Raw genomic sequence first — 20,671 nt, forward strand, 5'->3', positions numbered from 1 at the left:
GGGTACGCACATTGTCCCTCATGCAAACACCAACTTAGGAGGTTGCAATGGAAGGCATCGGATGGATCGGAGCCATCATCATCGGCGGTATTGCCGGATGGATCGCGGAACAGATCATGAAGTCGGATCACAATCTGATCGTAAACATCCTGCTCGGCATTGCCGGCGCCGTCGTGCTCAACGCGCTGTTGTTCTTTATCGTGGGCGGCACACTGGGCGGCATTATCGGCCAGCTCATCATTGCCGTCATAGGCGCCTGCCTGCTGATCTGGATCTATCGGCTCGTGAAGTCCCGGACCTAGCCGCCGAGCCATATCCGAGGAAACGTCGAATGCGATAACCGCGGGAAATTCGTTCAAATCGGTGCCATTGCGCTAGGCGTAAATTGACCAATATATGAAGAACCCCGCGGTTATCGCTTAAAATCTCTCGAAAACCGGAGCATTTGAACTAAACTTGTGGCACGCATAATCGTCTGATGGGGACGGGCATGTTTGCAGTGACGGCCGAGCCATTCCTGATCTGGATTGCCGTAGGGTTGACCTGCGGGCTGGCCGGGAGCCTGATCTTTTCCGCCCATACCGTCTGGCGCTATCTCGCTGCCGGCGTTGCCGGCGCCGGTATCGTGGGTTTCTTCATTACCCAGTTCGGCGTCGACGTTCCGATCAGCAACGCGATGACACGACACATCGTGACGGCCGCCATCGGCGCTGTTTCCGTCGTTTTCCTCGCCCGCGTCTTCGACTAAGCTGCCACAATCCATCGTCTCCCGGCATTTGGCTGCCGGAATCCGCGCTCCACACCCGTGGAAGCGGAACCTGGAAAGGCATCATGGTTACACTGCTCGATACGACCGCAAACCGCCCGCGGCACCCGGAAAAGGCGCACCGCCCCGATACCGAAATGCTGCGCAAGCCGGACTGGATCCGCGTCAAGGCGCCCGGTTCGCCCGTTTACCGGGAGACCAAGGATATCGTGCGCGAGCACGGACTGGTGACCGTGTGCGAGGAAGCCGGCTGCCCCAATATCGGGGAGTGCTGGAGCAAGAAGCACGCAACCATGATGATCATGGGCGAGATCTGCACGCGCGCCTGCGCGTTCTGCAACGTGCGCACGGGCCTGCCCACACCGCTCGATCCCAATGAGCCCGAAAACGTCGCCAAGGCCGTTGAAAAGCTCGGGCTCCAGCACGTGGTGATCACCTCGGTCGACCGGGACGATCTCGCCGATGGCGGCGCGCAGCATTTCGCGGACGTGATCCGCGCGATCCGCGCGCGCAACTCTAAAACGACGATCGAAATCCTGACACCGGACTTCCTGCGCAAGGAAGGCGCGCTGGAGATTGTCGTGGCGGCCAAGCCCGACGTCTTCAACCACAACCTCGAAACCGTGCCGTCGAAATACCTCACGGTGCGGCCCGGCTCGCGCTACTTCCATTCGATCCGTCTTCTCCAGCGGGTCAAGGAACTCGATCCCCAGATGTTCACCAAATCCGGCATCATGGTGGGGCTGGGCGAAACGCGAAACGAAGTGTTGCAGCTGATGGACGACCTGCGGGTTGCCGATGTCGACTTTTTAACCATCGGGCAATATCTCCAGCCCACGCGCAAGCATCACAAGGTCGAAAAATACGTGACGCCCGAGGAGTTCAAGTCCTACGCGACTGTCGCCAAAACCAAGGGCTTCCTGCTCGTGTCCTCGAGCCCGCTGACGCGCTCGTCGCACCATGCGGGCGAGGATTTTGCGCAGCTTCGCGCCGCACGGCAGGCAAGGCTCGGCATCGCCTGATGCAAAGAACGTTCGAGCGGATAACGCCGCATGCGCCGCAACGCATGCTCGAACTCGTCGCCGACGTCGAAACCTACCCGCGTTTCATTCCCCATTGCGAGCATATGGAAGTGAAACGCGATCCGGCGGCGCCCGGGACAAGGTTCGTCGCGCGCATGCACATCCGCTTCGGCCCGATCGCGCAGTCCTATACCAGCCGCATTGTTGTCGACCGCGAGGCGATGACGCTGAGCGCCCGCGCCATAGACGGTCCGTTCAGCCACCTGGATTCGCTCTGGCGCTTCACGCCCCGCGGGCAGGGGAGTCTGATCCGCTTCGACATCGACTTCAAGATCGCCAATCCTTTGATCCGCTCCATCGCCGAGCCGGCCTTTGCGGCCAAGCAGGAAGAGATCATCGACGCGTTCGTCACGGAGGCGGCGCGGCGGTTTTCGTGATCAGAAGGATTGCGTCAGCCCCAGCCTTACATCGTGGCTGTCGTAGTCGAAGAAGGTCACGTTCGAGACCTGCCGGGAATACTGATAGCTGACCTGCGGCATAAATCCGGCAATATCGATGGCCCTGTGCGCCAGGGTAACCCCGGCCGTAATCTTGTGATCGGCGCGCGGCGCCCCGACAGCGGGATAATCGCCGAGATAGGCATGGTGTTCGTATGATGCGAACAGCGATGTGATCAGCCCGCCATGCCATTCGTTGCGAAGCGTTACACCCACAACGATGTCGTTGTGATCGATATGGGGCCTTTGCGTCCGCTCCAGCGTCGTGCCGAGGGTAACCGCCAGGCTCGCGGAGGGCGAAAACCGATGTTGCAGGCCAATGGTACCTGTGGCCTGCCAACCGTCCCGGTGATCGAGCACGGCAAAGTCGCGCGCGAGCACCTCAAAAGTGGCGGTGACGAGGTCACCCGGTCCAACGGGAGCGGCAGCCTCGATGGCAGCGCCGTAACTCGCCAGATACGGTTCCCAGCCGCTCCACTGGTAGCGCGCAACAGGGCCCAGGCCGATCATGAGTCCTTGGCGTCGGTGCGCATAGGTGAGTTCGAGACCGGCCTGGGCGTGGTCGTAATCGGCGGCATCAACATATTTGGTCGTATCACCAATGAGTGAAACGGTCAGATCGTTATCTTCGTCGATCCTGAACGCGGCAAAAGCGGTTGCGCCCAGAGCCACGCCAAGGCCGGTTCTGGCGCGCGCGTTCTCGTCAATCGAGAAGACCAGCCCGCCGGTGTCGAACGTCTCATGCCCGCTGCCTTTGTTGAAATTCGTCGATGGCACGAGCGCAAAGCGAACCGATGCCCCCAAAGGCCTTTCTGCGCGCAGGGCGTCCATGGCGTCCGCCGCCATTTGCCGAAGCGCCGGGTGGGCGCCGCCGTGCGCCAAGAGTTCGAACTGGTGATAGGCAGCATCGGTTTCGCCCTTCATGCGCAGGGCGCGGGCCAGTTCGACCCGCGCCGGCGTGAAATCCGGTCGTGCAGCCAGTATCGCACGAAAGACGGTGACCGCTTCATCCACGCGCCCGTCGCGCAGCAGGATGATACCCTCGAGTTGGGTAAGCTGAACCGCGCCACCTGGTTGTCCGGCGAAAATCTCCGCCGCGAGACGTCGCGCGTCGTCATAGCGGCCCTGCGCCAACAGGTGTGCGAGCACTGGGCCGAATGGAGAGGCCCGTTCCTCGAGCGGTAATGCCGGTTGCAGCGGGATCAGCATGAACACAACGAGCGTCAGCGTCCGCGCCACGGTGTGAAAGGGAGCGAAAAGGCGAGCCATGGAATGTCCTGTGAGGCCGAGGCGGGACGGGCGGCGTTGCCGCCAGCCCCATACGATCGACCCGATGGATTAGTCCTGCAGGGCGGTAAAGAACCCCGCGCCGACTACGGCATCGCCGTCCGAGACACCGGTGAAGCCAAGCGTGCCGCCGGCTTCTTCGGCATCTGGCCCGTAGAATTTGCCCCCGTAGCCGCCCTCGAAATCCTCCATTGCCAGTTCGCTCTCAAGGGTTGCATCCGGCGCAAGCGTTCCGGAATAGCCATTGCCCGAAATCGACGACGTTTCGAGAGCGATCGTGCCGTCCAAATCGGTTGTGGCACCCCAATCACCATCGGACCGGACTCGGACACCGATATTGCTCATGGTTCCGCCAATCGTCCCGGCGTCGAAATCCGCGGCAAGCGCAAGATCTCCAAACAACCGCGTGCGGGTATCGCTCTCCGATCCCGCGAAATAGGCATCGGCAGCCGCCCATCCCGAATATGTTGCCGAGGCCGACTGGGCTGCAACCGCGTCCGGTGTCGTTTCGGTGCCGATAACGGCAAACCCGTTATACATCGTGTCCTCGGGATGCCAGAAGTACGACCAAACCTGGTGATACTGGCCAAAAGCGTCGCCATCGAGGGCCTGCTGAGCGGAATCGGCACTCCATGTGAAGACGCCATCATCACCGGACTCCCATCCGTACTCCCCGCTCAGGTCGGCGGCCGTGAAGCTCACCGTCTTGCCGTCGATAGTGACATCGATCCCGCCCTCGTCGTTGAGCACGAGCGAGAATTGAGGCGATGCAGGATCGCTCTGCCAAACGCCATTTTCCCTGACCGCGGAGAGCGACATGCTCGAGGTGTAAGCCATCAAGGTCTCTCCGGACGCCAGCGCCTCGCCGACTGTACCGGCATCCTCGGCGTAAACGGCATTAAGTGTCGCGCCGCCCCCGCCGCCGCCGCCCGTAGACGCGCACCCGCCGAGAGCTGCCCCGACAATCGCCGTGCAACCAAGTATCCAAATGCGTGAATTCTCCATATTCGACCCCCTGATTTCGCTGTCCATCTTGGACCATGGAATAGAACGGAAGTTGACTTCCTGAGGAGACTATGTTCGAGGCGATCTAGTTCGCGCATGAACCATTTGGACTATTGCGACATCTATTTTGCTTTGATAGTTCATTTGGATCATGGGCGATTGCCAAATCGATATGGACGGGCTCGATAAGCTGACGGCACTGCTCTACAGCGCCGTCTTCGACGCGAGCCTATGGCAGCGTTTTCTTGATGAAGTGACCCGCACAATTGGCGGCGTGCGTGTGCAGTTGCTCGGCCACGATACGTCAGCGGACATATCGCTGGGGTACCTGGCATCGGGCTACGATCCGGACTTTCTCCAGAGCTACAGCGAGTACTACGGCGAAATGAACGCGTGGGCGCCCGGCTTCGCGGAGGTCGTCCCCGGCGTGGTTACGCCGGTCCAGAAGATGCGCCTCAAGGACGAGTTGCTGGCAACGGAGTTCTATAACGACTGGGTTCGCCCTCAGGAGGATGTCGCCGCCGGGGGCGGTGTGTTCCTGCTCAAAGATGAAACGCGCGTACTTGCCTTTGGGGGCAATATCCGGCTTGCGGACGAGGAAAAGCTCGAGCGCGAATGGCTCAGGACCGTCAGCGTTCTGGCGCCACACCTCAAGCAGGCGTTCGAAATCGCCCGCATGCTCGCCAGCCAGTCGCTCGAAAACGATCTGCTGCGCAAGGGAGACATACGCGGCGAGGCCGCCGTGCTTCTGGTGGCGGAAAACGGCTTCGTGCTCTTTGCGAATTCAGCCGCAATGGACATGCTGTTGTCCGGCGCAATATTGCGCGACACCCATCATGGCCGGGTTTCATTTTCCGACAGCGGGGCAGCCGCCTTTCTCGATCAATGCCTGATCGGATTGCGGAACGGCCTGCCCACCGTCTCCAGAACCTTCCATGCGCGGGCGAGGGCGGGGTCTTCGGGGGAACACCTGCAAGACTATACGATCCGCGCGGTGACGTTCGACCCGGCACGACACAATGTGCCGTCCTTTCCCCTGACCATCGGCTATGCGGGGCAGAGCCTGCTTGTCACAATCGCGCCCGACACCCCGGCCGGGTCCGAATTGTCCGCATTCGCCGAGGGCCATGGGCTGACGGCGGCAGAGACCGCGATCGCGCTGGGTATCGCCGATGGCAAGACCCAGGCCGAACTCGCCGAACACCGCGCCGTGAGCATTCACACGGTTCGAAACCAGCTCAAATCCGCGATGTGGAAAATGGGCGTGCACCGGCAAGCCGACGTCGTGCGTATTCTCATCGGCCTCAGGCCATAGCTTCAAGGACCATCCTGAGCGCAACCCGAACCGTTTCCGCGCGCACCCGGTCCCGCCCGATATCACCGAACCGGCGCTGTTCGTGAACAGTTGCCGTGGCGCTTGCGAACCCGAAATGGACAAGCCCTACCGGCTTTTCGAGGCTGCCGCCGCCAGGCCCGGCGACACCGGTGACGGCAATCGCGAAATCGGTCTGCGCGGTCCGGCGGGCGCCTTCGGCCATGGCGCGGGCGACTTCGGGCGAAACCGCCCCGTGATGCGCGATCAGGTCCTCCGGAACACCGATCATGGCCGTCTTGGCCGCGTTCGAATAGGTGACGAAGCCGCCATAGAGAATGTCCGACGAGCCGGGCACCGCCGTGATCGCACCGGCGATAAGCCCGCCGGTGCAGCTCTCGGCGGTCGCAAGGGTGGCTCCTGCCGCGCGAAGCGCGTCATTGACGGCCTGGGCAAGATCGTAAAGCGCGGGATCTATCCTCATCGCCTATCCTTTCGGTAACTCGATGGTGGCAACGGCATGCGCGGCGATCCCTTCCTCGCGCCCGGTAAACCCCAGGCGTTCCGACGTTGTTGCCTTGACGGCAACGCGGCCGGCATCGATCCCGGCGATTTGGGCGATCCGGTGCCGTATCGATGTCACATGTGGCCCGATTTTCGGGCGTTCGCAGACAATCGTCGCATCGAGGTGAACGATGCGCCCGCGCCGGGCGAGCACGCGGCCAACGGCGTGTTCGAGAAAGATCCGCGAATCCGCACCCTTCCACTGCGCCTCGCTGGGCGGGAAGTGCGCGCCGATATCGCCCTCTGCCAGCGCGCCGTAGATCGCGTCCGCAAGGGCGTGAAGGACGACGTCGGCGTCCGAATGGCCCTTGAGCTTCGCAGTGTGCGGGATCGCGATGTTGCCCAGGACCACGGCGTCGCCCGGCTCGAAAGCGTGCACATCGTAGCCCGCGCCGACCCGTGTTTCCATAAGTCCGTCTCCTGATAGCATCCGCTCGGCACGCTCGAAATCGCCCGGCAGCGTGATCTTGATGTTCCGCGTCGAGCCTTCCGACAGCACGACACGCAATCCCGCCCATTCGGCAATCGCCGCGTCGTCGGTGAACCCGTCGCTGAATTCGACCGCCCGGCGATGCGCCTTGAGGATGTCGCGATAGCGGAACCCCTGGGGCGTCTGGGCGGCAAAGAGTTGGGTGCGGTCCTCGGTGCCGCCCACGGTCTTGCCGTCGACCGAACGCTTGATGGTGTCGGTGACGAGCGTCACGGGCACGGCGCCCTCCGCATCGGCAAGCGCGGTAACGACGCTGTCTACGAGCGAGGCCGAAACGAACGGGCGCGCGGCGTCGTGAATGAGCACGATGTCCGGCGCTGCCGCCTCGAGAGCGTCGAGCCCGGCAAGACCTGACATTTGCCGCGTCGAACCACCCACGACCGGCGGCAGGAGCTTGTGGTGCGCAAGTCCCAGCGCCTCGTAGAGTGTCTTATGATCGGAACCGATGACCGGGAGCACAAGGCTGACACGGTCCATGGCGAGGAACGCCTCGATCGTGCGCGCGAGGAGGGGACGGCCGACGATGGGACGGTACTGCTTGGGCAGGCTGTCGCCCTGTGTGGCTGCGCGCGCGCCGGCGCCTCCGGCAACGATGATTACGGCTATGCGATCCAAATGCGACATGTTAGATGGCGCTGCCCCTTCCAAGACTGCGCATTGCTCTATCCCCGGGCGGGGCACAGCACAAGGTCAGCGTCGCTGACTTTCGTAAACCCCAGGCGCAATGAGCCATTGAATTGACGCGAGTTTTGACTAATCTGTCATCAATGAAGGCGCTTTGAGCAGTTTTAAGGCATAGCACTTGGCAAATCCTGCCTCCACAATAAGCATAGGCAATGTCCTTCTGTCCAATCGGGCATTTCTCGCACCGATGGCAGGGATTACCGACCGCCCAATGCGCGACATCGCGGCGCGGTTCGGTGCCGGGCTTGTCGTCTCCGAAATGATCGCCAGCGCCGCCCTGAGCACCGGGCAGGCGGACATGGTCCGCAAGACGCGCAAGAGCGCTGGGCTGCCGCACGTCATCCAGCTCGCCGGCTGCGAGGCCGAATGGCTCGTGAAGGGCGTGCGGATCGCGGAGGAGGCCGGCGCCGACGTCATCGACCTCAATCTCGGATGCCCCTCCAAGCGTGTCACCAACGGCTTCGCCGGATCGGCTCTGATGCGCGTGCCCGACGTCGCGCTGCGCCTGATCGAAGCCACGGTCAACGCGACGCACCTGCCCGTGACGGTCAAGATGCGCCTCGGCTGGGACGACGACAATCTCAACGCCGCCGACATCGCAAAAAGCGCTGAAAGCGCAGGCGTCAAAATGGTGACCGTCCACGGGCGGACGCGTCAGCAGTTCTATAAGGGCGAGGCGCGTTGGCACCTTGTCCGTCCGGTGGTTGAAGCGGTGTCCATTCCCGTTGTCGTCAACGGCGATATCACTTCGTCCGAGGCCGCGCGCACGGCGCTTGCCCAATCCGGTGCCGATGCCGTCATGATCGGGCGAGGGGGCCAGGGGCGGCCCTGGCTTGTCGGGCAGATCGGCGCTTCGCTTTGCGGGACGCCGGCAGCCGACGCGCCAACCGGCGACGCGCTGGTCCGGCTCGTCTCCGACCACTATGACGACATGCTCGAGGAATACGGCACGGCGCTCGGCGTCCGCGTGGCGCGCAAGCAGATAGGCTGGTACCTCGATGCGCTCGGCTCGGCCGATCCGGCGCTGCGTCGCCGGGCGATGACGGCAGACGACCCCGCCCAAGTGCGCGCCATGCTGCCCGACCTTATCGGCGCCCAATGGAGCCAAGCCGCATGAGCGCCGCGTTGAGTATCGATCTTCAGACCGCCATCCTGCAATCCTTGCCCCAACCGGTTATCGTCTGTGGGCAAGAAGGGGCGATCATATTCGCGAACTACGCTGCTGAAGCGTTCTTCCAGGCATCCTCGAGCATTCTGACGCGCCAGAAGCTCTCGGATTTCATCGCCTTTGGCTCCCCGATACTGAGCCTCATCGACAGCGTGCTTAACCGCCACGCCTCGATGATCGAATATCGCGTGCAGATCGGCTCCTCGCGAATGAACGAGGACCGGATCGCCGACGTCTACGCGAGCCCTATCCCGGAAATCGACGGCTATGTGACGCTGATCTTCCAGGAACGCACAATGGCCGACAAGATCGACCGCCAGCTCGTTTCGCGCGGCGCCGCGCGGTCGGTGACGGGCCTTGCGGCGATGCTGGCGCACGAAATCAAGAACCCGCTTTCGGGCATTCGCGGCGCCTCGCAACTGCTCGAGCAATCGGCGACAGGGGACGACCGCTCGCTGGCGCGGCTGATCCGCGACGAAACCGACAGGATCGTCGATCTGGTGGACCGTATGGAAGTCTTCGGCGACGAACGGCCCGTCGATCGCAGCCCGATCAACATTCACGTGGTGCTCGAGCGCGTAAAGCTGCTCGCCGCCAATGGCGTCGCCAAGGGCGTCACGTTTTCCGAGGAGTACGACCCAAGCCTGCCACCGGTGCTCGGCAATCGTGACCAGCTCATTCAGGTCTTCCTGAACCTTATCAAGAATGCGGCAGAAGCCCTTGATAGAACGGCAAAACCGGAAATTCGGATCGCAACGGCGTTTCGTCCGGGCATCCGCATCAGCGTTACCGGAGTGTCCCAGCGAATCTCGTTGCCGCTCGAAATTGTGATCGAAGACAACGGCCCCGGCGTTCCTGCCGACATCCTGCCGTTCCTTTTCGATCCTTTCGTCACCACCAAACTCAGCGGCTCGGGTCTGGGACTGGCGCTCGTCGCCAAGATCGTGGGCGATCATGGAGGAGTGATCGACTGCGAAAGCCGCCCGGGACGTACGCGTTTCCGCATTCTGCTTCCTGTCGCAAAACCCGGCGATGCTCAATCCAGTGAGAGCGAACAATAGCCATGCCCGGACAAACCATTCTCCTCGCAGACGACGATGCCGCCATCCGCATGGTGCTCAACCAGGCGCTCTCCCGCGCCGGCTATGACGTCAGGCCTACCGGCAACATTTCCACCATGTGGAACTGGGTGACCCGCGGGGAGGGGGATATCCTCATCACCGACGTCTCGATGCCCGACGGCAACGCCTTCGACGTCATGCCCAAGATCAAGAAACTGCGCCCGGACCTCCCCATCGTGGTGATGAGCGCGCAGAATACCTTCATGACGGCGATCCGCGCCTCGGAGCTGGGTGCCTACGAATACCTGCCCAAGCCGTTCGACATCACCGAAGTGCTCAACGTGGTGGGCCGCGCGCTTGCCGATGCGACGCGGCCGGCCGACGCCGAAAGACGCGCCGAAGAGCAGGAGAACATGCCGCTCGTGGGCCGCTCGGCGGCCATGCAGGATATCTATCGTGCGCTCGCGCGGCTGATGCAGACGGATTTGACCGTCATGATTACGGGGGAAAGCGGGACCGGCAAGGAACTCGTCGCCAAGGCCCTGCATAATTTCGGCAAGCGCAAGAACGGGCCATTCGTCGCCATCAACATGGCCGCCATCCCGCGCGACCTGATCGAGGCAGAGCTTTTCGGGCATGAGAAGGGCGCCTTCACGGGGGCCACGGCCCGGTCCTCCGGCCGGTTCGAGCAGGCCGAGGGCGGCACACTCTTTCTCGACGAGATCGGCGACATGCCCATGGACGCCCAGACGCGCCTTTTGCGCGTTCTGCAGGAGGGCGAATACACGATGGTTGGCGGTCGCACGTCGATCAAGACGGATGTCCGCATCGTCGCCGCCACGCACCGGGACCTCAGCCAGCTCATCCGGCAGGGCCTCTTCCGCGAGGACCTTTACTACCGCCTCAACGTCGTTCCGATCCGCCTGCCGCCTTTGCGCGAACGCATCGACGACGTCCCGGACCTCGCGGCAAGTTTTTTAAAACAGGCGCAGCGCGAGGGGGAACCGGTCAAGGTCATCGCGCCCGAAGCGATCCGGATGATGCAGCAGTACCACTGGCCCGGCAACGTGCGTGAGCTCGAAAACCTCGTGCGGCGCCTGGCGGCGCTCTATGTGGACGACACGATATCGGTCGAAATCGTCCAGAACGAGTTGAACCTCGCCGACCGCGCGACATTTACCGCCAAGGCCGGACCGGCCGATATCGGTACGGTGATCGAGACGGAACTCGCCCAGATGTTCCGCGAGCACGAGCCCAACATGCCGCCGCCGGGGATCTATCAGCGCGTTCTCGACAAGGTCGAGGTGCCTCTGATTTCGACGGTGCTTAACCTGTGCAGCGGCAATCAGATCAAGGCCGCGGAACTGCTTGGCCTCAACCGGAATACGTTGCGCAAGAAGGTGCGCAATCACGGCATCGAAATCGTCAAGCAGTCGCGCCAATTGTCGTAGGAACGGACGGACCCTCACCGCAGGCTCGCGCGTTCGACCCTCAAATCGCTCCACTGGAGCGATTTGACCCTGCGGGTCGGGTCTCACTGTAGCATTTTGGCAACAAGTGGCTTGAACCGGATCGCGAGTTGCGCGAGACTCCGCGCCCTGAGCTGTCGGCAAGAAAGGGAGGCGCCATAAGGCGCCATTTATGACGAAGGCGATCCCCGAACCGTCCAAAACCGCGCGGCAGATTCCGGGGCGGGCCCTATTCCAGAACAACCGGCTGATACGGCAGATCGGCTTCGTCGTCGTGCTGGTCGCTGTCCTTGTGGCCTCGGCCTCGTTCCTCGTGATGAGCGGGGCGGCGCCTATCGATCCAAGCCCGGAGGTCTGGACCTATATCTGGATCGCCAACGCGATCCTCATAACGCTCGTCATCGCGCTGGTTCTCACCGAAATCGTGATGCTGGTTCAGGCGCGCGTGCGGCGCCAGGCCGGCGCGCGCCTGCAGGTGCGCATCGTCGCGATGTTCGCGATCATCGCGGCAGGCCCCGCCTTCATCGTGGCCGTTGTTGCAACGCTCGCGCTCAACCAGGGGCTCGACCAGTGGTTTTCCGAACGGACGCGTTCGATGGTGGAAAGCTCCCGGCTGGTTGCGCGCTCCTATATGCTCGAGCACGCCCAGGTGCTGCGCGACGACATCATCTGGATGGCGACCGAGCTCGAAGACGCGCGCGACACTTATGCGACCGACAGAGAGCGTTTCCAGCGCATTCTCACAGCCCTCGCAACGACACGTTCGCTGCCCTATACGAGCATCGTCGATTCGACAGGCGACACGCTGCTGCGGGCCGAAATCAACGTGCCGGGCGCCCCGCCGCGTGTCCCCGACGCCGTGCTCGCGGAGGCGGGGGAAGGCACGCCCACCCTCATCGCGCCCGGGTCGACAAGTCTCGTGGGCGCGGTCGTCAGGCTACGCGGTTATACCGACGCGTTCCTGTTCGTCGCGCGACCGGTGGATCCCGAGGTCCTGCAATATGTGCGCCTCACCGACGAAAACATCACCGAATACCGGCTCTACGACTCCAACCGGCTCGTTTTCCAGATCACGTTCACGCTGATGTATGTGGGCGTTGCGTTCGTGTTCCTTCTGGCCGCGCTCTGGATCGGTATCGCGCTTGCCAATGGCCTCGTCGATCCGATCCGCAACCTGATGATCGCCTCCAACCGCGTGTCGAGCGGCGACCTCGACGTACAGCTGCCGGTTCCGGGCCGGCGCGGGGATATGCACGACCTGACCCTGCGCTTCAACAAGATGACCCAGCAATTGCGTTCCCAGCACGATGCGCTGGTTGCCGCAAGCCAGACTAACGACCAGCGCCGGCAGTTCACCGAAGCGGTAGTGGAGGGCGTTTCGGCGGGAATTATCGGGCTCGATGCCTTCGGACGCATCACGCTCGTCAACTCCCGCGCCTGCGAGGCCCTGGGACAGGACGAGCTCGAATTGATGGACGCGGAGTTGTCCAAGATCGCGCCGGAACTCGCGCCCATCATGGATCGCGCCCAGTCCGCGCGCCGGGGCAGGGTGCAGGACCAGATACAGCTCGCCACGGGGTTCGACCGCCGTACCTATCAGGTCCGGTTGACCCGCGAAGGGACGATGACAGAATCCAAGGGCTATGTGATTACGCTCGACGATATCACCGAGCTGGTCGCGGCGCAGCGCAACAGTGCATGGGCCGACGTCGCCCGCCGTATCGCGCACGAAATCAAGAACCCGCTGACCCCGATCCAGCTTTCGGCCGAACGCCTTCGCCGCCGCTATGCGTCCAAGGTCGAGGACGACAGCGACGTCTTCGAGAAATGTATTTCGACCATCGTCCGACAGGTCGGGGATATCGGCCGCATGGTCGACGAGTTCTCGTCGTTCGCCCGCATGCCCACAGCAACCATCGCGCGCGCCGATCTTACCGACGCCGTACGCCAGGCGGTGTTCCTCGAGAGCGTCCGTCAGCCCGAGATCGAAATTCGGGCGGACGTGCCCGACGACACGATCGAGGCCTATTTCGATACGCGCCTGATCTCCCAGGCGCTCACAAATCTCATCAAGAACGCCGTGGAAGCCATTGAATCCGTTGGGATCGATACCATCGACAACCCAGCCGTCACAGTGTCCGCGTCGGCCTTGGGCGACGAGGCGGTCGTCACCGTGTCCGACAACGGCAAGGGCTGGCCGGACACCGACCGTCACAAGCTTCTCGAGCCCTATATGACGACCCGCGAGAAGGGCACCGGGCTCGGCCTCGCAATTGTCGCAAAGATCATAGAGCAGCACGGCGGCAGGGTTGACCTGCGCGACGCCGAGCCCGATACAAAGGGCCGCATCGGCGCCTGCTTTGCGTTCACATTGCCTTTGTACATAAGTGGAAAACAGGCTCCCGACACGCCTGGCGGCTCGCAGCCCGAAGCGTCAGATAAGAACAACGAGGAGACATCGCGCGTTTCTGCGATGGCATTCAAATAAATGGCCCGTGACGTTCTGATCGTCGATGACGAGGAAGACATCCGCGAACTCATCGCGGGAATTCTCGAAGACGAAGGCTACGAGCCTCGTCAGGCAAGCGATGCGGATGAAGCGCTCGCCGAGATCGCGCGACGCCGCCCCAACCTTGTTTTCCTCGACATCTGGATGCAGGGCTCGCGGCTTGACGGTTTGCAGCTCCTCGACCTTTTGCAGGCGGACCACCCCGACCTGCCGGTCGTCATGATCTCGGGTCATGGCAACGTCGAAACGGCGGTTTCCGCGATCCGGCGGGGGGCTTACGACTATATCGAGAAGCCCTTCAAGATCGACCGGCTGCTGCTGATCACCCAGCGCGCCATAGAAGCAAGCAAGCTCAGGATCGAAGTCGCGGACCTCAAGGAGCGGGCCGGCGGCGAATCCGAGCTTGCCGGCGTCTCCGTCGCGATCAACCAGGTCCGTTCGCTCATCGAGAAATCCGCCGGGACGCGCTCGCGGGTCTTCATCTCCGGCGGCGCGGGGTCCGGCAAGGGGCTCTGTGCACGGCTGCTGCATCTCAAAAGCCCGCGCGCGAACGGACCCTTCATAGAGATCAACGCCGCACTCTACGCCCCGGATGAAATTCCCGTTGTCCTCTTCGGCAAGGAAAACCGGGACAAGAGCGGCGTAAGAACCGAAGTCGGCGCGCTCGAACGCGCCCATGGCGGCACGCTCTATCTGTCCGAGGTGACGGCGCTGCCGCTCGAAGCGCAGACCGCGCTTTTGCGAACGCTCGTGGAAAACAAGTTCACCCGCATCAACGGCACGGGCCCCGTTCCCGTCGACGTGCGGATCATTTCCTCGAGCTCCCAGGGCGTCGCCACGCTGATCGAGGAGGGCAAGTTCCGCTCGGACCTGTTCCACCGGCTTTCGGTGGTGCCGCTGCAACTGACGCCGCTGCGCGAACGCCGCGAGGATATCCCCGCGCTCGTCGATCTCTTCGTCGCCCAGCTCTCGCGCATGCACAATTTGCCGCGCTTCGTTTTCGGCGACGACGCCATTGCCGTTCTTCAGGGACAGGACTGGCCCGGCAACGCCAGGCAGCTGCGGAACGCCATCGAACGGCTACTGATCCTTGTGCGCGACCAGAAGCCTGCGGATAACGTAATCACCGCCACCATGCTGCCCTCCGATATTTCCGAAGTTCTCCCCACAATCGGGGACACCGATTCCTCGGCGCACCTCATGAGCCTGCCCCTGCGCGACGCGCGCGAAGTCTTTGAACGGCAATACCTGATCGCCCAGATCGAGCGGTTCGGCGGCAATATTTCAAAGACCGCGGAATTTGTCGGCATGGAGCGCAGCGCTCTGCACCGCAAGATCAAGTCATTGGGGCTTTAGGCAATTTTTGCATCGTGCTAGCACGCGATTTAAGGCGCGGCCCAACGGGCAATCCAGGAGAACATGAATGCGCGTCATTATCTGTGGTGCCGGCCAGGTCGGCTATGGCATTGCCGAGCGCCTCTCGGCCGAAGGCAACGAAATCACCGTCATCGACAACAATGCCGCGCTGGTCCAGCGTGTGCGCGACACGCTCGACGCCCGCGGCCTGCATGGCCACGGCTCGCACCCGGACGTCCTTGCCCAGGCCGGTGCGCGCGACGCGGACATGCTGATCGCCGTCACACAGGTCGATGAGGTCAACATGACCGCCTGCCAGGTGGCGCATTCGATCTTTGAGGTGCCCACGCGAATCGCGCGTATCCGCTCGCAAACCTACCTTGCACCCGAATGGAGCAACCTGTTTTCGCGCGACCATTTGCCTATCGACGTCATTATTTCCCCCGAGGTCGAGGTCGGCGATCTGATCCTCCAGCGCATGGCCTATCCCGGTGCCAACGAGATCGTCACGTTCGAGGACGAAAAGGTCGTGGTCATCGAGGTCGACGTGCGCGAGGACTGCGCGGTGATCGACACGCCGCTCAAGCATTTGACCGACCTCTTCCCCAATCTCAACGCCACGGTGATGGGCGTGCGGCGCGACGGCGAAATGCGGGTCATGCACTCGCACGAGCATATGATCGCCGGCGACCAGGCCGTCGTCGCGGTCGCGCGCGACCAGGTCAGCCGCATTCTGGGGCTTTTCGGCCGGGACGAAGCGCCCCCGTCGCGTATCGTCATTGCCGGCGCCGGCAATGTGGGGCGCTATGTGGCCCGGCGCATCGAAGAGCTGGACCCCGGCGTGTCGGTACGCATCGTCGAGAGCAACCGCGACAACGCCCAGCGTGCCGCAGAAGCTCTGAACCATTCCATCGTCGTTTTCGGCGATGCGCTGCAGGGCGACATCCTGCGCGAGGTGGACGTGCGCGATGCGCACATGTTCCTCGGGCTGACCAACGACGACAAGACCAACATTCTCACATCCGTTCTCGCCTCGGAAATGGGATGCCGCGCCAATATCGCGCTCGTCAACCAGAGCCAATATCCGCGCATTGCCCAAAGACTCGGCGTCGACGCCTTCATCAATCCCCGTGCGATCACGGTCTCCAAGGTCCTCCGTCATGTCCGCCGCGGCCGCATCCGGGGCGTCTACACCCTTGCCAACGGGGCAGCCGAGCTGCTCGAAGCCGAAGCGCTCGAAACCTCGACGCTGGTCGGCAAGCCCTTACGGGACTTCAACTTTCCCGAGGGCATCCGGATCGGCGCGATCATCCGCGGCGACGAGGTTTTAATGCCCAGCGGCGATGTCACGGTCCAGGCGGGCGACTTCGTGATCGTTTTTGCGCTTGCCGAAAGCCTGCGCCAGGTCGAGCGCATGTTCCGGGTCTCCATCGATTTCTTCTGAACGTAAGGACAGTTCTTGCCGACAATCGGGATTCTCGCTGCGGGCGTATTCGCCATCTTCGCCGTCGGGCTGATCGTGCCCGCGATCGCGGCCATTCTCGAAGGCAACTGGCGCACGCTCGAAGCCCTGTCCCTGACGATGGCGGGCTATGGCTTTCTCTCGGCGGTCACCGCCTTCGCGCTCTGGCCGCGCCGGCGGCGGCTCAACAGGGCCGGGGTATTCAGCACAACCATCGCGATCTGGCTGTCGCTGGTCGTCGCGGCGACGCCCGTCTTCATTCTGGTTGAGGGGCATTCCCTCGCACGCGCCGTTTTCGAGGCGGCCTCGGCGGCGGTGACCCTCGGGGTCACAGTGCGGCCGATTGAGGACATTTCGATCGCGATGGGCTTTTACCGCGGCATGACGGCCTGGATCGGCGGCCTCATGACACTGCTCTTGGCCGTCTACATTCTCGGACCGTACGAGGTTGGCGGCACGCCAAGCGGCAACCTCCGGCTGGTGCAGCACGCCCGCACGGAAACCGATCCGCGATTCGGCCAGACCCTAAGATCGGTCATCGTGCCCTATGCGAGCCTGACAGCATTGTGTGCGCTGCTGCTGGTGATATTCCGCGTGCCGCCACGCGATGCGCTCATCGTCGCCATGAGCCTGATGTCCACCAACGGCTTCGTACCGCACCAGACCGGCGCAAGCGTGCTCAACAATACCGGCGCCGAAGCCATCATGATGGTTTTCATGGTTGTCGGTGCGACCAGCATCATCTGGCAGAAGATGATCCGCGAGCGCCGTTGGACGGGAACGCGCGACCATGAGGAGGGCGTGCTTTATCTCACCGCGCTGGCGATATTCGTTGCCCTGGCGATCCTCGGCGCGCTGATTGTCTCGGGGCCCGGGGCCAATGCGAGCCGCAAGGCCTTCAACTACGCCTTCGACGCAATATCGACGATGACAACGACGGGTATTACCCACGACAGGCGGGTCGGGATCGGGCTGCCTTTCGAACTCGTGCTGCTCGTCGTATTCGTCGGAGGCTGCTCATATTCGACCGCCGGGGGCATCAAGGTCTTCCGTTTGGGCACGATGCTCCGGCACCTTGGCAACGAGCTCAACCGGCTCGTCTATCCTAACGCCATGCTCCGCGACGACGTGCAATACGACCCCAAGCCGCGCGCGATCGCCAAATCGGTGTGGAGCGCGTTCTTCCTCGCCGTTCTCGCGATCACCATCGGCATTCTGCTCTTCGCGGCCCAGGGCGTCGCGCTGCCCGACGCGATAGCGCTCGCGACCGGCGCGTTTTCCCAGGTTGGCAACATGGTCTCGGGAGCACTGCCCGGTCTCGGTGTCGGAGCGGTCCCCGATGCGACGCTTCTCACGATCGCGGGCCTTGCCATCATCGCGCGCATCGAAATTCTCGTCGTGCTGGCCGCAGTGACAGGAAATCGCTGGTAGTCCCATCGGCCCACGCCCTATATGCAGCCACATTTACATGTGCCATAGTTGCAGACGTTGACACGCAACAGGGCAGGGGGCAGCGCCGTTGAACTGACTGCCCCATAATCAAGGGTCCGCGTCCGGCTTGGTCCGGCCAAAGGTCCCACCGCTAACAAGAGGCTGACAAATGCCCAGTGAAAAGGTGCAAAACCTGCAAGACTCCTTCCTTAATCACGTTCGCAAGCAGAAAGTCCCGGTGACGATTTTTCTCGTCAATGGTGTGAAACTCCAGGGTGTCATCACCTGGTTTGACAATTTCTGCCTGCTCCTGCGCCGGGATGCGCAATCGCAACTTGTCTACAAGCACGCGATTTCGACGATCATGCCCGGTACACCGATCCAGCTGTTCGATCCCGAGAGCAACCAAGATTGATCGCTTCCGATAATCGCGACGCGCCGACGCGCCGCGATGAAAAGGGCCTCCTCGACCTGCGCGAGAAAAAGACGCGCACAGGCCTGGTTACGCCTGACGTCAGGGGCTCGCGCAATGCTCGTGCCGCGGAAACCCGCCATGCCGAATTCATAGGCCTGGCGGGCGCGATCGATCTCGACCTGATTTTCACCGAGATATTGCGCATCCGCGAGATCAAGCCCGCAACCTACCTCGGCGGCGGGCAGGTGGACGAACTGGCCGAGCGAATCAAGGCCGAGAAGGTCGAACTGCTCGTCGTCGACGCGGCATTGTCTCCAATTCAGCAACGCAATCTCGAGCGCGAGCTCGAGGTCAAGGTGCTCGACCGGACGGCACTGATTCTCGAAATTTTCGGCGAGCGCGCCGCAACGCGCGAGGGCGTGCTGCAGGTGGAACTGGCACACCTCAATTACCAGAAGGGCCGGCTGGTACGCTCCTGGACCCACCTTGAGCGTCAGCGCGGCGGCGGCGGTTTCCTCGGCGGTCCAGGCGAGACGCAGATCGAATCCGACAGACGCCAGATTCAGGACCGCATCCTGATTCTCGAAAAGCGGCTCGAAAAGGTCCGCAAAACCCGTCAGCTCCAGCGCGGCCCGCGCGACGCGGTGCCCTATCCGGTCGTCGCTCTCGTCGGTTATACGAACGCAGGCAAATCGAGCCTTTTCAATACACTGACAGGCGCCACGGTGATGGCGCAGGACCTGTTGTTCGCAACGCTCGATACCACAGTGCGCAAAGCGACCTTGCCGCACGGACGCGAAATTGTGCTCTCGGACACGGTGGGGTTCATTTCCGACCTGCCAACCGATCTCATCGCCGCCTTCCGGGGCACGCTCGAAGAGGTGACTCAGGCCAACGTCATTTTACACGTCCGCGACGTCGCCAACCCCGATCACGCCGCCCAGGCGGCCGACGTTCTCGCCGTGCTTGCGGATCTGGGCGTCACGGGCGAGACGACGCCGATTATCGAGGTGTGGAACAAGATCGACAGCCTCACCGCGCCCGACGGGCTTGCCGGCGTCAAGCCGGCTGGAAGGGTCGTCGAGACCGTTCCGGTTTCTGCGTTGACCGGGCAGGGGCTGGACGCACTTCTCACCGCCGTCGAAAAGAACCTGGCCCAGGATGCGCGGGAATTCTCCGTGCACGTTCCCCACACCTCGAGCGCCGACACCGGCTGGCTCTATGCCAACACCGAAGTGCTCTCGCGCGGGGAACCCGACGCGGAAGGAACGACGTTCACAGTGCGCGTTCTGACGCGCAATCGGGCCGATTTCCTCGCGCGCTTTGCGGGGCGGGCGTCACCCCTCGACCGCTGACTTCGCCTTCTTGTCCGCCGTGCGGACCTCGTTCCAATAGCGATCGAGCCGAGTGAGCCCCGCCTCGTCAATGTCGAAGCCGTCCTGCCGGCATCGGGCTTCCACATGCTCGAACCGGCGCACGAACTTCGCGTTGGCGTCGCGCAAAGCCGCTTCCGGATCGATACCGGCGTGGCGGGCAAGATTGGCGATGGAGAACAGCAGGTCGCCGATCTCTTCCTTGCGCGCCTCTTCATCGGTTTCGGAAAACGTTTCGGCGACCTCTTCGAATTCCTCGCGGCACTTGGCGAGTACCGCGTCGGCATCGGGCCAGTCGAACCCGACGCGCGCGGCACGCTTGGCCAATTTTCCGGCGCGGGCGAGAGCGGGCAGGCCGGGCGGAACATCATCGAGCAAGGAGGGCGGCCTGTCCGCCCCGCGCCGTTCGGCTTTCGTCGCGCGCTCGGCGGCCTTGATGTTCTCCCAGCGCGCTTCCGAGCTCGTCGCCGTCCCGGCCTCGGCGTCTCCGAAAACGTGCGGATGCCGCCGGATGAGCTTTTCGGTGACAGCGTAAATCACGTCGCCGATGTCGAACAGGCCCTGTTCGGAAGCCATCTGCGCGTGATAGACCGGCTGCAGGATCAGATCGCCCAGCTCATCGCGCAGATCCTCATAATCCTCCCGTTCGATCGCGTCGGCCACTTCATAGGCCTCCTCGATCGTGTAGTGCCGGATCGTCTTGAAGTCCTGTTCAAGATCCCACGGACATCCGGTGACGGGGGTCCTGAGCGCCGCCATGATTTCAATCAGGCGGGAAATATCGCGCGAAGGTTCCATGC

General features: G+C 62.8%; 19 protein-coding genes. 14 read left to right on the forward strand and 5 right to left on the reverse strand.

The genetic code is table 11. The features are described 5' to 3' along the window. The first annotated feature begins 47 nt into the window (after positions 1 to 47). From LSG43_RS13870 to LSG43_RS13885, 4 genes are all read left to right on the forward strand, one after another. Entirely contained in the window at positions 48 to 302 is a 255-nt protein-coding gene (locus LSG43_RS13870) for a GlsB/YeaQ/YmgE family stress response membrane protein (protein ID WP_231805218.1), read from the forward strand. 188 nt (positions 303 to 490) lie between these two features. Beyond that, a complete protein-coding gene (locus LSG43_RS13875; RefSeq protein ID WP_231805220.1) occupies positions 491 to 748 on the forward strand; it encodes a GlsB/YeaQ/YmgE family stress response membrane protein in 258 nt (85 codons plus the stop codon). Between the two features lie 83 nt (positions 749 to 831). Then, complete coding sequence (gene lipA, locus LSG43_RS13880; protein ID WP_231805222.1) at positions 832 to 1,788, forward strand: lipoyl synthase; 957 nt, start codon at positions 832 to 834, stop codon at positions 1,786 to 1,788. Next, positions 1,788 to 2,225, forward strand: coding sequence for a type II toxin-antitoxin system RatA family toxin (locus tag LSG43_RS13885; protein WP_231805224.1), 438 nt, complete (start codon positions 1,788 to 1,790; stop codon positions 2,223 to 2,225). The genes lipA and LSG43_RS13885 overlap by 1 nt, the downstream gene beginning before the upstream one ends. Here LSG43_RS13885 and LSG43_RS13890 read toward each other — a convergent pair whose 3' ends face one another. Together LSG43_RS13890 and LSG43_RS13895 are read right to left on the reverse strand one after the other, a co-directional pair. After that, positions 2,226 to 3,554, reverse strand: a complete 1,329-nt coding sequence (locus LSG43_RS13890) for a surface lipoprotein assembly modifier (RefSeq protein WP_231805226.1) — start codon at positions 3,552 to 3,554, stop codon at positions 2,226 to 2,228. 69 nt (positions 3,555 to 3,623) lie between these two features. Then, on the reverse strand, positions 3,624 to 4,577 hold the full coding sequence (locus LSG43_RS13895) for a transferrin-binding protein-like solute binding protein (RefSeq protein ID WP_231805228.1): 954 nt from the start codon (positions 4,575 to 4,577) through the stop codon (positions 3,624 to 3,626). Positions 4,578 to 4,728: 151 nt separating this feature from the next. Here LSG43_RS13895 and LSG43_RS13900 point away from each other — a divergent pair, with 151 nt between their 5' ends. Beyond that, positions 4,729 to 5,892 (forward strand): helix-turn-helix transcriptional regulator, encoded by a 1,164-nt coding sequence (locus LSG43_RS13900; RefSeq protein ID WP_231805230.1) that lies wholly within the window; start codon positions 4,729 to 4,731, stop codon positions 5,890 to 5,892. Here LSG43_RS13900 and LSG43_RS13905 read toward each other — a convergent pair. Together LSG43_RS13905 and LSG43_RS13910 are read right to left on the reverse strand one after the other, a co-directional pair. Then, positions 5,882 to 6,373, reverse strand: coding sequence for a CinA family protein (locus tag LSG43_RS13905; protein ID WP_231805232.1), 492 nt, complete (start codon positions 6,371 to 6,373; stop codon positions 5,882 to 5,884). The genes LSG43_RS13900 and LSG43_RS13905 overlap by 11 nt on opposite strands. A 3-nt stretch (positions 6,374 to 6,376) precedes the next feature. Beyond that, the gene (locus tag LSG43_RS13910; RefSeq protein ID WP_231805234.1) at positions 6,377 to 7,567 is read right to left on the reverse strand and encodes a bifunctional 2-C-methyl-D-erythritol 4-phosphate cytidylyltransferase/2-C-methyl-D-erythritol 2,4-cyclodiphosphate synthase; all 1,191 of its coding nucleotides are present in this window, start codon (positions 7,565 to 7,567) and stop codon (positions 6,377 to 6,379) included. A 178-nt stretch (positions 7,568 to 7,745) separates the two neighbouring features. Here LSG43_RS13910 and dusB point away from each other — a divergent pair, with 178 nt between their 5' ends. From dusB to hflX, 9 genes are all read left to right on the forward strand, one after another. Next, positions 7,746 to 8,744, forward strand: coding sequence for a tRNA dihydrouridine synthase DusB (dusB, locus tag LSG43_RS13915; RefSeq protein ID WP_255714382.1), 999 nt, complete (start codon positions 7,746 to 7,748; stop codon positions 8,742 to 8,744). Continuing rightward, a complete protein-coding gene (locus tag LSG43_RS13920; protein ID WP_231805238.1) occupies positions 8,741 to 9,856 on the forward strand; it encodes a two-component system sensor histidine kinase NtrB in 1,116 nt (371 codons plus the stop codon). The genes dusB and LSG43_RS13920 overlap by 4 nt, the downstream gene beginning before the upstream one ends. 2 nt (positions 9,857 to 9,858) lie before the next feature. Further along, positions 9,859 to 11,307: a nitrogen regulation protein NR(I) gene (gene ntrC, locus LSG43_RS13925; protein ID WP_231805240.1), complete on the forward strand. Its 1,449-nt coding sequence runs from the start codon at positions 9,859 to 9,861 to the stop codon at positions 11,305 to 11,307. A 190-nt stretch (positions 11,308 to 11,497) separates the two neighbouring features. Beyond that, positions 11,498 to 13,813: a sensor histidine kinase NtrY-like gene (locus tag LSG43_RS13930; protein WP_231805242.1), complete on the forward strand. Its 2,316-nt coding sequence runs from the start codon at positions 11,498 to 11,500 to the stop codon at positions 13,811 to 13,813. After that, complete coding sequence (gene ntrX, locus LSG43_RS13935; protein WP_231805244.1) at positions 13,814 to 15,190, forward strand: nitrogen assimilation response regulator NtrX; 1,377 nt, start codon at positions 13,814 to 13,816, stop codon at positions 15,188 to 15,190. Positions 15,191 to 15,257: 67 nt separating this feature from the next. Next, positions 15,258 to 16,634, forward strand: a complete 1,377-nt coding sequence (gene trkA, locus LSG43_RS13940; protein ID WP_231805246.1) for a Trk system potassium transporter TrkA — start codon at positions 15,258 to 15,260, stop codon at positions 16,632 to 16,634. Between the two features lie 15 nt (positions 16,635 to 16,649). Continuing rightward, a complete protein-coding gene (locus LSG43_RS13945; protein WP_231805248.1) occupies positions 16,650 to 18,083 on the forward strand; it encodes a potassium transporter TrkG in 1,434 nt (477 codons plus the stop codon). Positions 18,084 to 18,252: 169 nt separating this feature from the next. Then, positions 18,253 to 18,498: an RNA chaperone Hfq gene (hfq, locus tag LSG43_RS13950; RefSeq protein ID WP_231805250.1), complete on the forward strand. Its 246-nt coding sequence runs from the start codon at positions 18,253 to 18,255 to the stop codon at positions 18,496 to 18,498. Beyond that, a complete protein-coding gene (gene hflX / locus LSG43_RS13955; protein ID WP_439652044.1) occupies positions 18,498 to 19,853 on the forward strand; it encodes a GTPase HflX in 1,356 nt (451 codons plus the stop codon). The genes hfq and hflX overlap by 1 nt, the downstream gene beginning before the upstream one ends. Here hflX and mazG read toward each other — a convergent pair. Beyond that, positions 19,836 to 20,669 carry a nucleoside triphosphate pyrophosphohydrolase gene (gene mazG / locus LSG43_RS13960; protein ID WP_231805254.1) on the reverse strand — a complete coding sequence of 278 codons (834 nt, stop codon included), beginning with the start codon at positions 20,667 to 20,669 and terminating at the stop codon, positions 19,836 to 19,838. The genes hflX and mazG overlap by 18 nt on opposite strands. Between the last annotated feature and the right edge of the window lie 2 nt (positions 20,670 to 20,671).

This window comes from Pelagibacterium xiamenense (assembly GCF_021166475.1).
Lineage (GTDB): Bacteria > Pseudomonadota > Alphaproteobacteria > Rhizobiales > Devosiaceae > Pelagibacterium > Pelagibacterium xiamenense.

Bases quoted from the DNA above. Each gene is read 5' to 3' on its own strand.
- LSG43_RS13885 (WP_231805224.1), top strand. From the start codon at position 1,788: ATGCAAAGAACGTTCGAGCGGATAACGCCGCATGCGCCGCAACGCATG.
- LSG43_RS13920 (WP_231805238.1), top strand. From the start codon at position 8,741: ATGAGCGCCGCGTTGAGTATCGATCTTCAGACCGCCATCCTGCAATCC.
- ntrC (WP_231805240.1), top strand. From the start codon at position 9,859: ATGCCCGGACAAACCATTCTCCTCGCAGACGACGATGCCGCCATCCGC.
- LSG43_RS13900 (WP_231805230.1), top strand. From the start codon at position 4,729: ATGGGCGATTGCCAAATCGATATGGACGGGCTCGATAAGCTGACGGCA.
- LSG43_RS13890 (WP_231805226.1), bottom strand. From the start codon at position 3,554: ATGGCTCGCCTTTTCGCTCCCTTTCACACCGTGGCGCGGACGCTGACG.
- mazG (WP_231805254.1), bottom strand. From the start codon at position 20,669: ATGGAACCTTCGCGCGATATTTCCCGCCTGATTGAAATCATGGCGGCG.
- ntrX (WP_231805244.1), top strand. From the start codon at position 13,814: ATGGCCCGTGACGTTCTGATCGTCGATGACGAGGAAGACATCCGCGAA.
- LSG43_RS13910 (WP_231805234.1), bottom strand. From the start codon at position 7,567: ATGTCGCATTTGGATCGCATAGCCGTAATCATCGTTGCCGGAGGCGCC.
- trkA (WP_231805246.1), top strand. From the start codon at position 15,258: ATGCGCGTCATTATCTGTGGTGCCGGCCAGGTCGGCTATGGCATTGCC.
- lipA (WP_231805222.1), top strand. From the start codon at position 832: ATGGTTACACTGCTCGATACGACCGCAAACCGCCCGCGGCACCCGGAA.
- LSG43_RS13930 (WP_231805242.1), top strand. From the start codon at position 11,498: ATGACGAAGGCGATCCCCGAACCGTCCAAAACCGCGCGGCAGATTCCG.
- LSG43_RS13905 (WP_231805232.1), bottom strand. From the start codon at position 6,373: ATGAGGATAGATCCCGCGCTTTACGATCTTGCCCAGGCCGTCAATGAC.
- LSG43_RS13870 (WP_231805218.1), top strand. From the start codon at position 48: ATGGAAGGCATCGGATGGATCGGAGCCATCATCATCGGCGGTATTGCC.
- LSG43_RS13895 (WP_231805228.1), bottom strand. From the start codon at position 4,577: ATGGAGAATTCACGCATTTGGATACTTGGTTGCACGGCGATTGTCGGG.
- LSG43_RS13875 (WP_231805220.1), top strand. From the start codon at position 491: ATGTTTGCAGTGACGGCCGAGCCATTCCTGATCTGGATTGCCGTAGGG.
- hfq (WP_231805250.1), top strand. From the start codon at position 18,253: ATGCCCAGTGAAAAGGTGCAAAACCTGCAAGACTCCTTCCTTAATCAC.